The sequence below is a fragment of the Pseudomonas sp. DWP3-1-3b3 genome (assembly GCF_049896305.1).
GTDB lineage: Bacteria > Pseudomonadota > Gammaproteobacteria > Pseudomonadales > Pseudomonadaceae > Aquipseudomonas > Aquipseudomonas azotoformans_A.
Map to the genome: position 1 here is coordinate 229,969 of NZ_JAFCUA010000007.1, position 12,153 is coordinate 242,121.

Annotated in this window: 11 protein-coding genes; 9 read left to right on the forward strand and 2 right to left on the reverse strand. The window is 60.1% G+C overall.

Annotation, left to right across the window (positions count from 1 at the left end):
- Nucleotides 1-5: 5 nt before the first annotated feature.
- The gene (locus tag ACP7BX_RS21935) at nucleotides 6-1,904 is read right to left on the reverse strand and encodes a sigma-54-dependent Fis family transcriptional regulator (protein ID WP_426129886.1); all 1,899 of its coding nucleotides are present in this window, start codon (nucleotides 1,902-1,904) and stop codon (nucleotides 6-8) included.
- Nucleotides 1,905-2,177: 273 nt separating this feature from the next.
- Here ACP7BX_RS21935 and exaC point away from each other — a divergent pair, with 273 nt between their 5' ends.
- From exaC to ACP7BX_RS21980, 9 genes are all read left to right on the forward strand, one after another.
- A complete protein-coding gene (gene exaC / locus ACP7BX_RS21940) occupies nucleotides 2,178-3,698 on the forward strand; it encodes an acetaldehyde dehydrogenase ExaC (RefSeq protein ID WP_016978566.1) in 1,521 nt (506 codons plus the stop codon).
- Between the two features lie 161 nt (nucleotides 3,699-3,859).
- Nucleotides 3,860-5,293, forward strand: coding sequence for an ethanolamine permease (gene eat, locus ACP7BX_RS21945; RefSeq protein WP_269132116.1), 1,434 nt, complete (start codon nucleotides 3,860-3,862; stop codon nucleotides 5,291-5,293).
- A 52-nt stretch (nucleotides 5,294-5,345) separates the two neighbouring features.
- Complete coding sequence (locus tag ACP7BX_RS21950) at nucleotides 5,346-6,740, forward strand: ethanolamine ammonia-lyase subunit EutB (RefSeq protein ID WP_426129884.1); 1,395 nt, start codon at nucleotides 5,346-5,348, stop codon at nucleotides 6,738-6,740.
- Nucleotides 6,737-7,570: an ethanolamine ammonia-lyase subunit EutC gene (eutC, locus tag ACP7BX_RS21955; protein ID WP_038846326.1), complete on the forward strand. Its 834-nt coding sequence runs from the start codon at nucleotides 6,737-6,739 to the stop codon at nucleotides 7,568-7,570. The genes ACP7BX_RS21950 and eutC overlap by 4 nt, the downstream gene beginning before the upstream one ends.
- A gap of 92 nt (nucleotides 7,571-7,662) precedes the next feature.
- A complete protein-coding gene (locus tag ACP7BX_RS21960) occupies nucleotides 7,663-8,121 on the forward strand; it encodes a GNAT family N-acetyltransferase (protein WP_038846327.1) in 459 nt (152 codons plus the stop codon).
- 297 nt (nucleotides 8,122-8,418) lie between these two features.
- Entirely contained in the window at nucleotides 8,419-9,075 is a 657-nt protein-coding gene (locus ACP7BX_RS21965) for a DedA family protein (protein WP_033898377.1), read from the forward strand.
- 6 nt (nucleotides 9,076-9,081) lie between these two features.
- Nucleotides 9,082-9,897 (forward strand): zinc-dependent peptidase, encoded by an 816-nt coding sequence (locus ACP7BX_RS21970; RefSeq protein ID WP_426131713.1) that lies wholly within the window; start codon nucleotides 9,082-9,084, stop codon nucleotides 9,895-9,897.
- A gap of 109 nt (nucleotides 9,898-10,006) precedes the next feature.
- On the forward strand, nucleotides 10,007-10,534 hold the full coding sequence (ppa, locus tag ACP7BX_RS21975; protein ID WP_003219382.1) for an inorganic diphosphatase: 528 nt from the start codon (nucleotides 10,007-10,009) through the stop codon (nucleotides 10,532-10,534).
- Nucleotides 10,535-10,748: 214 nt separating this feature from the next.
- Nucleotides 10,749-11,525 (forward strand): LexA family transcriptional regulator, encoded by a 777-nt coding sequence (locus tag ACP7BX_RS21980; protein ID WP_178951373.1) that lies wholly within the window; start codon nucleotides 10,749-10,751, stop codon nucleotides 11,523-11,525.
- 273 nt (nucleotides 11,526-11,798) lie between these two features.
- Here the strand turns inward: ACP7BX_RS21980 and ACP7BX_RS21985 are convergent, their stop codons facing one another.
- On the reverse strand, nucleotides 11,799-12,035 hold the full coding sequence (locus ACP7BX_RS21985) for a hypothetical protein (RefSeq protein ID WP_426131715.1): 237 nt from the start codon (nucleotides 12,033-12,035) through the stop codon (nucleotides 11,799-11,801).
- Nucleotides 12,036-12,153 lie beyond the last annotated feature (118 nt).

Sequence of the window (12,153 nt, forward strand, 5' to 3'; positions counted from 1 at the left end):
ACCCTTTAGCTGAGAGCGTGACGTGCGATGCCGTGCCGGCGCAGCTTTCTATACAGCGTGTTGCGGCTGACGCCCAGTTGCTCCGCCGTGTGTGTCATGTGCCAACGTTGTTGCTGCAAAGCAGTGAGCAACGCCAGGCGCTCGGCGTCTTCCAGCGGTGACTCCAGCGGCTTGACCTGCGCGACCGGCACGGGTCGGGCCTGACGGATCTGCGCGGGCAAATCCTCCAGGCCGACACGCCCGCCATCACACAGCGCCACCAGGGTGCGCAGTACCGTGCGCAACTGGCGGACGTTACCCGGCCAGGCAAACGCCAACAACGCGCCACGCGCCGATGGGTCGAGAGCCACCGACTCACCATTGGCCTCCTGGGCCAGCAGGAAATCCAGCAACTGGGACTTATCGCTACGCTCGCGCAACGGCGGCAAGCCGACTTCCAGGCCATTGAGCCGGTAATACAAATCTTCGCGGAAGCTGCCGTCCTGCACGCGCTCCAATAGATTGCGGTGGGTTGCGCTGATAATTCGTACGTTCACCGCCTGGGGCTCGCCGCCGAGCGGCACCACCAGCCGATCCTCCAACACCCTTAATAGACGGGTTTGCAGCGCCAGGGGCATGTCGCCGATTTCATCGAGGAACAAGGTGCCGCCGTCGGCTTGCTGCAACTTGCCTTGCATGCCTTCTTTGCGCGCACCGGTAAAGCTGCCGCCGCGATAGCCGAACAGCTCGCTCTCGATCAGGCTTTCCGGGATGGCCGCGCAGTTGAGCGCGACGAATGCCTTGTCGGCGCGCTGGCTGGCCAGGTGCACGGCCTTGGCGAAGGCCTCTTTGCCGGAACCGGTTTCGCCATTGATCAACAGTGGCACATCACGCTCGAATACCCGCAGCGCCTTGCGAAAGTCCTGTTGCAACGTCGGATCGCCCAGGCAGATGCCGGGCAACGGAGCAGGCTCAGGTTTAATGAAAGGTGCTGGTGCGCTGCGCACCTGCCCACGTAATGCGGCAAACAGTTGTCGACCATCACGGGTGCGCAGCGGCCAACTGGCCGTGGCATTGGCGCTGGCGCGGCCGAGTAATTGATCCAGGGAACAGTCGAAAAACGCTTCCACCGGCTGCCCCAACAAGCCGCCACGCATCTGGCCCAACAGGTTCAACGCGCTCTGGTTGACCGCACAGATGCGCCCTTCTCCGTCAAAAGCCAGCAACCCTTCGCTGAAAAGCCCCACCGACTCGGCCTGCAAGTGAAAACGCAGCAGCCAGTGGTTCTCGAAATGACGCAGGAAGTAGCAACTCTCGATCATCTTCGCCGACAGGTTCACCAGCGCCATGGTGTGAAACTGGCTCTGGCGCGACACCGCTTCCCGCGCGGAGGACACGTCCAGCACCGCCAGCAGGTCCCCATGGGGATCGAACACCGGGCTCGCCGAGCAGGTCAACCCGGTATGCCGGCCACGGAAGTGTTCGTCACGATGAATAGTCAGGGATTGGCGCTCCACCAGGCAGGTGCCGATGCCGTTGGTGCCCTCGCAGGCCTCACTCCAATCCGCGCCCAGCCACAACCCGGCACGCTCGAAGATCTTGCGCTCGGACGGCGCGGTGACACAGTTGAGGATCACGCCGCGTGCATCCGTGAGCAACACCGCATGGCCGGCGCCCGAAAGCTGCTGATGCAGGCTGTTCATCTCGTTGCCGGCGATGTGCAGCACTTGTTGCAGGCGCTCGCGGCTTTCCAGCAAGCGACCATGTTCCAGCACAGTCGGTGCAATGGTTTGCGCAGGGTCGAGGTGGTAATCCTCCAGACAACGCAGCCAGGAGCGGGCAATGGACGGATCGCTGGACGGGTCGCGGCCATGCGCCACGGTGAGGACTTGCTGGGCATGGCGGCTGAAATGATCGTTGTGCATTTCTTATTATTCTCCCTGCGTGAGAACCACCAGCATCCCCCAGCCTTCCAGGCAATGCAATCCCGCTGCGACTCACCGGTCACAGGCTGTACCGTTTGTGGCACAAACTGTCACACGGGGTGTATCAAGGCTGCCACAGCAACGCCTTGCTACAAAGCCTAACCCCTTGATTTGCCTGGCCAGCAAGGCGGTGGCCCAACCTTTGCTCTACGCTTTATCAAGCGCTTGCTGCGCTGCGCTCCCAATAAACATAAAAGCCAGGAGATACCCACCATGCGTTACGCACACCCCGGTACTGAAGGCGCCATCGTTTCGTTCAAGGCCAAGTACGGCAACTACATCGGTGGCGAGTTCGTTGCGCCGGTCGATGGCAACTATTTCACCAACACCTCGCCGGTCAACGGCAAGGCAATTGCCGAATTCCCGCGCTCCACCGCCAAAGACATCGACAAGGCCCTGGACGCCGCCCATGCCGCCGCCGACGCCTGGGGCAAGACCTCGGCCCAGGATCGCTCGCTGGTCCTGCTGAAAATCGCCGACCGTATCGAGCAGAACCTCGAACTGCTGGCCATCACCGAAACCTGGGACAACGGCAAGGCCGTGCGTGAAACCCTCAACGCCGACATCCCACTGGCCGCCGACCACTTCCGCTACTTCGCTGGCTGCATCCGCGCCCAGGAAGGCACCAGCGCCGAAATCAACGAACACACGGCGTCGTACCACTTCCATGAACCGCTGGGCGTGGTCGGCCAGATCATCCCGTGGAACTTCCCGATCCTGATGGCGGCGTGGAAACTCGCCCCGGCCCTGGCCGCCGGTAACTGCGTGGTACTCAAGCCCGCCGAGCAAACCCCGCTGGGCATCACCGTGTTGCTGGAGGTGATCGGTGACCTGTTGCCACCTGGCGTGTTGAACGTGGTTCAAGGCTTCGGCAAAGAAGCCGGCGAAGCCCTGGCCACCAGCAAGCGCATCGCCAAGATTGCCTTCACAGGCTCGACGCCCGTGGGCTCGCACATCATGCATGCGGCGGCCGAGAACATCATTCCGTCGACCGTGGAACTGGGCGGCAAGTCGCCGAACATCTTCTTCGCCGACATCATGAAAGCCGAGCCGTCCTTTATCGAGAAAGCCGCCGAAGGGTTGGTGCTGGCGTTCTTCAACCAAGGCGAAGTGTGCACCTGCCCTTCCCGTGCGCTGGTGGAAGAGTCGATCTACGACGACTTCATGAAAGTCGTGATGAAGAAGATCGAGTCGATCAAACGCGGCGACCCGCTGGACACCGACACCATGGTCGGCGCCCAGGCGTCCGAGCAGCAGTTCGACAAGATCCTGTCCTACCTGGAAATCGCCAAGGGCGAAGGCGCGCAACTGCTGACCGGCGGCAAGGTCGAGAAGCTCACCGGTGACATGGCCGGCGGCTATTACATCCAGCCGACCCTGCTCAAGGGCACCAACGAAATGCGTGTGTTCCAGGAAGAAATCTTCGGCCCGGTGGTGAGCATCACCACCTTCAAGGACGAAGCCGAAGCACTGGCGATCGCTAACGACACCGAGTTCGGCCTGGGTGCCGGGGTGTGGACCCGCGACATCAACCGCGCCTACCGCATGGGCCGCGCCATCAAGGCGGGCCGCGTGTGGACCAACTGCTACCACCTGTACCCGGCGCACGCCGCGTTTGGCGGTTACAAAAAGTCCGGCGTAGGGCGTGAGACGCACAAGATGATGTTGGATCATTACCAGCAGACCAAAAACTTGCTGGTGAGTTACGACATTAATCCGTTGGGTTTCTTCTAACTTAGCCTTCTAGCAGGCGACCAGTTTTCAACTTGAAATGCAATCAAGTGTGGGAGCTGGCTTGCCTGCTCCCATAGCTTTAGAACTTCATAAGTACTTGCGAAGTGCATTCGGCACACAGAGGCCGAGTTAAAAACAATAACAACGGAAGGTACTTTCCCATGTCTAGCGAACCTACAAGTTCATCTGTCGACTTCGAAAAAGTCGACTCCCAATACTTCCAACAACGCGAATTGAAAAAAGGTGCCGCCGGCTGGGTATTGCTGGTCGGCCTTGGCGTTGCCTATGTGATCTCCGGCGACTACGCCGGTTGGAACTTCGGCCTGGCCCAAGGCGGCTGGGGCGGGATGTTCCTCGCCACATTGCTGATGGCCACCATGTACCTGTGCATGTGTTTTTCCCTGGCCGAACTGTCTTCCATGATTCCCACCGCTGGCGGCGGCTACGGCTTTGCGCGCAGCGCCTTTGGCCCTTGGGGCGGGTTCCTTACGGGCACCGCGATCCTGATCGAATACGCCATCGCCCCCGCCGCCATCGCGGTGTTTATCGGCGCGTATTGCGAGTCGCTGTTCGGTATCGGCGGCTGGATGATTTACCTGGCGTTCTACATCATCTTTATCGGCATCCACATTTTTGGCGTGGGCGAAGCCCTGAAGTTGATGTTCGTGATTACCGCCGTGGCTGCAATCGCGCTGGGTGTGTTCCTGGTGGCGATGGTGCCGCACTTCAATGTCGCCAACCTGCTGGATATTCCGGTGACCGAAGCCAAAGGCGCCAGCACCTTCCTGCCGTTTGGCTATGTCGGTGTGTGGGCCGCAATCCCTTATGCCATCTGGTTCTTCCTGGCCGTAGAGGGTGTGCCCCTGGCCGCCGAAGAAACCAAGAACCCGAAACGCGACCTGCCGCGTGGCCTGATCGGCGCCATTGTGGTGCTGACCAGTTTTGCCCTGTTGATTCTGGTGATCGCACCGGGCGGAGCCGGCACTTACGCGCTGGTTAAATCGGGCAACCCGCTGGTTGAAGCATTGGCGCTGTCCTACGGCGGTTCCACCTGGATGGGCAGCTTCGTCAATCTCGTCGGCCTTGCTGGCCTGATCGCGAGCTTTTTTTCGATCATCTATGCCTATTCGCGGCAGATCTTCGCACTGTCCCGCGCCGGCTACCTGCCGCGCAAACTGTCCCAGACCAACAAAAGCAAGGCGCCAGTATTGGCCTTGGTGATCCCCGGCATCATCGGCTTTGGCTTGTCGCTGACCGGCCAGGGTGACCTGCTGATTCTGGTGGCGGTGTTTGGCGCAACCATTTCCTACGTGCTGATGATGGCCGCGCACATCACCCTGCGCATCCGTCGCCCCAAAATGGACCGTCCGTACCGCACGCCGGGCGGTATCTTCACTTCCGGCGTTGCGCTGGTGCTGGCCTGTGTGGCCGTGGTGGCGGGCTTTCTGGTGGATCCGCGGGTGGTGATTGGCGCCGCGATCATCTATGGAGTATTAATTGCTTACTTTGCTTTCTACAGCCGGCATCACTTGGTAGCAGGCACGCCCGAAGAGGAATTCGCGGCGATCCAGGCCGCAGAGGCCGCCCTGCACTAACTGCCGTAAACCTCGACGCGGGCAGTTGCCCGCGTCGCCAAGGAGACACTGTATGGCAAGCTTTTCCCACGCGGTGGGTGTACAAACCTATCGCTTCGACAGCCTCAAGGACGTGATGGCCAAGGCCAGTCCCGCGCGTTCCGGGGACTTCCTCGCCGGCGTCGCCGCACAGAACGACGGTGAGCGCGTGGCGGCGCAGATGGCGTTGGCGAATATCCCGTTGAAACACTTCCTGCAAGAAGTGCTGATCCCTTACGAAAACGACGAAGTCACCCGCCTGATCATCGACACCCACGATAAACAGGCGTTTGCCGCCGTCAGCCACCTGACCGTCGGCGGCCTGCGCGACTGGCTGCTCAGCGATGCGGCCGACGAACATTCCCTACGCGCCTTGGCCCCAGGTCTGACGCCGGAGATGGCCGCCGCCGTGTCCAAGATCATGCGCGTGCAGGACCTGGTACTGGTGGCGCAGAAGATCCGCGTGGTCACGCAATTTCGCGGCACTATGGGCCTGCGCGGGCGTTTATCCACGCGCCTGCAACCCAACCATCCGACAGACGAACCGGCGGGCATCGCCGCCAGCATTCTGGATGGCCTGTTGTACGGCAATGGCGACGCCATGATCGGCATCAACCCAGCCACCGACAGCATCGCCTCGATCTGCGCCATGCTGGAGATGCTCGACGCGATCATCCAGCGCTACGAGATTCCGACCCAGGCCTGCGTGCTGACCCACGTCACCACCTCCATCGAGGCCATCAATCGTGGCGTGCCACTGGACCTGGTGTTCCAGTCGATCGCCGGCACTGAGGCGGCCAACGCCAGTTTCGGCATCAGCCTCAGCGTGCTGCAGGAAGGTTATGAAGCAGGGTTGAGCCTCAATCGCGGCACTTTGGGCCAGAATTTGATGTATTTCGAGACGGGCCAAGGCAGCGCCTTGTCGGCCAACGCGCACTTTGGCGTCGACCAGCAAACCTGCGAGACCCGCGCCTACGCGGTAGCCCGACATTTCAAGCCGTTTCTGGTGAATACCGTCGTAGGATTTATCGGCCCTGAGTACCTGTACAACGGCAAGCAGATCATCCGCGCCGGCCTCGAAGACCACTTCTGCGGCAAGCTGCTCGGCGTGCCCATGGGTTGCGACATCTGCTACACCAACCACGCCGAAGCCGACCAGGACGACATGGACACCCTGCTGACCCTGCTCGGCGTGGCCGGGATCAACTTCATCATGGGCATCCCCGGTTCCGACGACATCATGCTTAATTACCAGACCACCTCGTTCCACGACGCGCTCTATGCCCGGCAAACATTGGGTTTAAAACCGGCGCCGGAATTCGAACAGTGGCTGGCAAAAATGGGCATCTTCACGCAAGCCGACGGCAAGGTGCACTTCGGCAACAGCCTGCCACCGGCCTTTCGCCAAGCCTTGGCGCAACTGGGATGAAGGAGCCGCCTGTGCAACTCGACCTGCCTGACAACCCCTGGCTGGAACTGCGCCGCCTGACCCCGGCGCGCATTGCCCTGGGCCGAACCGGCACCAGCATTCCCACCAACGCGCAGCTGGACTTTCAATTTGCCCACGCCCAGGCGCGCGACGCGGTGCATTTGCCTTTTGACCATGCGGGCCTCAGCAGCCAGTTGGCGGAGCGCGGGCGTGACACGCTGCTGCTGCACAGTGCGGCTGCCGACCGCCACAGCTACCTGCAACGCCCGGACCTAGGGCGGCGCCTGAGTGATGAATCCGCCCAAGCGCTGCGCGACCATGCGTCAGCCAACCCCGGCGGCGTCGACTTGGCCGTGGTGGTGGCCGATGGTTTATCCGCGCTGGCCGTGCATAAACACACCTTGCCGTTTCTGACGCGCATGGAGGAACAGACCCACGCTGAAGGCTGGTCGTTGTCGCCGGTCATTCTGGTGGAACAAGGCCGCGTCGCGGTGGCGGATGAAATCGGGCAATTGCTCGGCGCCAAGATGGTGGTGATCCTGATCGGCGAGCGGCCGGGGCTCAGTTCACCGGACAGCCTGGGGCTGTATTTCACCTACAACCCCAAGGTCGGCCTCACCGACGCCTATCGCAATTGCATCTCCAATGTGCGCTTGGAAGGCCTGAGCTATGGCATGGCGGCCCATCGTTTGCTGTACTTGATGCGAGAGGCGTGTCGTCGGCAGCTGTCGGGGGTCAATCTCAAGGACGAGGCGCAGGTCCAGACCATTGAATCGGATGATCCGGACCTGATGAAAGGCAATTTCCTGCTCAGTTCACCGGATGACTGATCGCTGCACGATTGCGCTTTTTCGCGCCATTAGGCAGCATCGAGTCACGGCCGCTTGTGTGGTCATCCCCCATTTGGAAGTTGAGGCCTGGCATGCGGATTACTCAAGCGACCCTGGAACACCTGGACCTGTTGACCCCGTTGTTCGTCAAATACCGCGAGTTCTACGGGGCCTTGCCCTTCCCGGATTCATCGCGGGACTTCCTGGAAAAGCGCCTGCGCCGCAAGGAATCGGTGATTTACCTGGCCCTGGCGGATGATGACGACAAAAAACTGTTGGGCTTTTGCCAGCTGTACCCGAGCTTTTCGTCGTTGTCGCTCAAGCGGGTGTGGATCCTCAATGACATCTACGTGGCTGAAGACGCACGCCGGCAACTGGTGGCGGACAACCTGATGCGCACGGCGAAGAAGATGGCCAAGGAGACCCATGCGGTGCGGCTGCGGGTGTCGACCAGCAGCGACAATGAAGTGGCGCAGAAGACCTACGAGTCGATTGGGTTTCGCGAAGATACGGAGTTCAAGAATTACACACTGCCCATTAGCGAAGACTGAGCCCCGACAACACCAAAAATCCCTTGTGGGAGCGGGCTTGCTCGCGAAGGCGGTGGGTCAGTTATAAATTGTCTGACTGACCCACCGCCTTCGCGAGCAAGCCCGCTCCCACATTTAGATCGTGTACGCCAGAGAAACCACGACATCCCCCGCTACAAAACCAACACGCTTTTCACCTCTCAATCCGTATAATGCGGACCTTTCAGGGTTGTAAGAAAAGCGGCATACACTTGTAGCCTTATTACCCGAGCTTCCGCACAGGCCTGCTGAGCCGGGCCATCCACACAGGTGCCATCCATGGATTTCAACCCGCTTGACCTTATCCTGCATCTCGACGTCTACCTCGACCTGCTGGTAACCAATTACGGTCCGTGGATCTACGCCATTCTGTTCCTGGTCATCTTTTGCGAAACCGGCCTGGTGGTCATGCCGTTCCTGCCGGGTGACTCGTTGCTGTTCATTGCCGGCGCCGTGGCCGCAGGCGGCGGCATGGACCCGGTGCTGCTCGGCGGCCTGTTGATGCTGGCGGCGATCCTGGGCGACAGCACCAACTATGTAATCGGGCGAACGGTCGGCGAACGCTTGTTCAACAACCCGAACTCGAAAATCTTCCGTCGCGACTACTTGCAAAAAACCCACGATTTCTACGACAAGCACGGCGGCAAAACCGTGACCCTGGCGCGCTTCCTGCCCATCCTGCGTACCTTCGCACCGTTCGTGGCCGGTATCGCCAAGATGCCTTACCCACGCTTCTTCGGCTTCAGCGTGTTCGGCACCATCCTGTGGGTTGGCGGCCTGGTGACCCTGGGTTACTTCTTCGGCAACGTGCCCTTTATCAAGAAAAACCTGTCGCTGCTGGTGGTGTTCATCATCCTGCTGTCCCTGGTGCCGATGATCATTGGTGTGTTCCGCAGCCGCTTTGGCCGCGCGTCCTCCGAAGCCAAGCCGCAGTAACCGGATATGTGGTCCCTCAGCGCCTGGCGTCGCCGGCGCTTGCTGGCCAAGCACCCGATTGCCGATGACACCTGGCAGCGGGTGCGCCATCACCTGACCTTCCTCGACGGCATCAGCGCCGAGCAGGACCAGTGGCTGCGCGAAGCCTGCGTAGTGTTCCTAGCCGAAAAACACCTGACCGCCCTGCCCGGCGTCGAACTGCACCAGGAACAACGCCTGCTGCTCGCCGCCCAGGCGCAATTGCCGCTGATGAACCTGGGCGACCTCGACTGGTATCAGGGCTTCCATGAAATCGTGCTGTACCCCGACGATTTCGTCAGCCCGCAGCGTCACCGCGACAGCAGTGGCATCGAACACGAATGGGACGGCGAACACAGCGGCGAAGCCTGGCAACAGGGCCCGGTGATCCTCGCCTGGCCCGGCGTGCTGGCCAGTGGCAATTGGGAAGGCTACAACCTGGTCATCCACGAACTGGCGCACAAGCTCGACATGCTCAACGGCGACGCCAACGGCCTGCCGCCGCTGCACAACGACATGCGCGTGCAGGAATGGGCCAGCGTGATGCAGACCGCCTACGACGACCTCAATCGCCAGCTGGACGCCAACCCGGACGCCGAGACCGAGATCGACCCCTACGCTGCCGAAAACCCGGCTGAATTCTTTGCCGTCACCAGCGAATATTTTTTCAGCGCCCCGGATTTGCTGGTCAGCCATTATCCACAGGTGTACGCCCAACTCAGCCGCTTTTATCGCCAGGACCCCTTGGCCCGCCTCACCCAACTGCAAGCCAGCGACCCGCGTTATCAGCCACAAGGCGAATGACCGTACGACGTCTGGCGCATGGCATCGGCGTCAGAATGTGCCTATAATCGCCGCCACTTTTAGGCCAATCCGGCCATGTTTAATGGCCAATTAACGGGGGCAACGCCCAATGAGCTACAGCAAGATTCCGGCTGGCAAAGACCTGCCGAACGACATCTACGTCGCCATCGAGATTCCGGCCAACCACGCGCCGATCAAATACGAAATCGACAAAGACAGCGACTGCCTGTTCGTTGACCGTTTCATGGCCACCCCGATGTTCTACCCGGCCAACTACGGTTTCATCCCTAACACCCTGGCTGACGACGGTGACCCCCTCGACGTGCTGGTCGTAACTCCTTACCCGGTTACCCCAGGCTCGGTAATCCGCGCACGTCCAGTCGGCATCCTGAACATGACCGACGACGGCGGCGGCGATGCCAAAGTCATCGCAGTGCCACACGACAAGCTGTCCCAGCTGTACGTGGACGTGAAGGAATACACCGACCTGCCGCCGCTGTTGCTGGAGCAGATCAAACACTTCTTCGAGAACTACAAAGACCTCGAAAAAGGCAAATGGGTGAAGATCGACGGTTGGGGCAACGCAGACGCCGCCCGCGCCGAGATCCTGAAGTCGGTCGCTGCCTACAAAGGCTGATACCCGCTCCTCATTGCCTCGGCAATTGAAAAAGCCCCGATCATTCGGGGCTTTTTTTGTGGGAAAAACTAAACGACAAGTGCAATTACTTATAGAAAATGTTTAATTTCGATATTAATCCGAAGTATCAGGCTACAACTAAGCAAAGACCTACATGACCAACTCAACGCATGGTTTATTTGATCTATTGTCCCGGTCAGTAAGCTTTGTGTTTATGAATACATCAGGTGATCGTTTAAAAGCGCTACTGCGGGAAGTCCATCTTTCCGCCTCCGACTTCGCCAAGAACCGCGGCGTCACGCCTCAACACGTGAACAACTGGTTCAAGCGCGGTGTACCCATGGGCCGACTCAACGAGATCGCAGAACTGCTGTGCATCTCCAGCCGTTGGCTGCGCACCGGCGAAGGCCCCAAACACCCACCGGCCAACTTCCTGCTGGAAGGCCCGACCACCCGAAAAGGACTGCCCACCATCCGCGAAGGAAGCGGCAAATACCTCACAGGCCCCGCCTGTCCTCCAGAAAAAATCGACGTGGAGATCGACCTCCACCCCTCATTCACCTCCACCGAACGCATCCGCGTCACCCTGCACACCCTCCAAGCCCTCAACGTCAACCCCGACCGCGCCCTGGGCGCCTACATGGTCGACAACAGCATGATCGACATCATCCAACAAGGCGCCACCCTCGCCATCGACCGAGGCCGCACACAAATCATCGACGGCGAAATCTACGCCGTCGAACACGACGGCATGCTGCGCATCAAATACCTCTACAACCGACCCGGCGGCGGATTGCGCATGCGTAGCCACAATGCCAACGAGCATCCGGACGAGTACCTGACGTACGAGCAACGGTTCGAGCAGAACTTCCAGATTGTGGGCTGGGTGTTCTGGTGGTCCACGTTGAATAACCGCAGGCCACCCGTGCCGCTGGATGAGCATTTATTGGGCTGGGAAGGCTCTAAATCGGATCCAGAGGTGGGCAACTGAAGTGAATGTGGGTATCATGCGCCGCACATTTGGCAGGGGGTGGCGAAGGCTATCCACCCTGCTCGGCGATGCGGAGGAGTTCCCGCTGATGCCCCTACTATTCAGCCCGACGCAATGTGGGCTGAGCGATTTGAAGGCTGGTGAGGTTTGTCAAAAACAAGCTGAAGCAGTCAGCGAGAAGCCGGCCACAAGCCGGCTTTTTAATGTCTGTAAGAAACCCAAGTCAATTGCCCAACAGGCTGTTGGACAATTGAATGACCCAAAGCGGGCGGCTTAGCTAGACTGCATACACTCCACCGCCCGATCCGCCACCATCTTCGCCATCTCCACTAAATGCATCACCGCTCTCTGTGGCGCACCCAGCGGTTCCCCAAGTACCTGCGACGTAGCCACCGCACACTGCAGCAAATCCGCCACACGCACCCAGGCATCCTCAAAGCTCAGTTCTTCATTAACAACAAAAGGGTTGGTTGCACGCGATGAACGTGAAACCGAACAAACGTTATCCATAGCAAAACCTCTAGCGGTAAGTGAATACCACCGTCCTTTCGCGACTAAACGAGCAGAGGTGGCGGCTGTACGCAGGTTAGTCGACCGGCCGCTAGGCACCGGCGCACCCGGAGGTGCC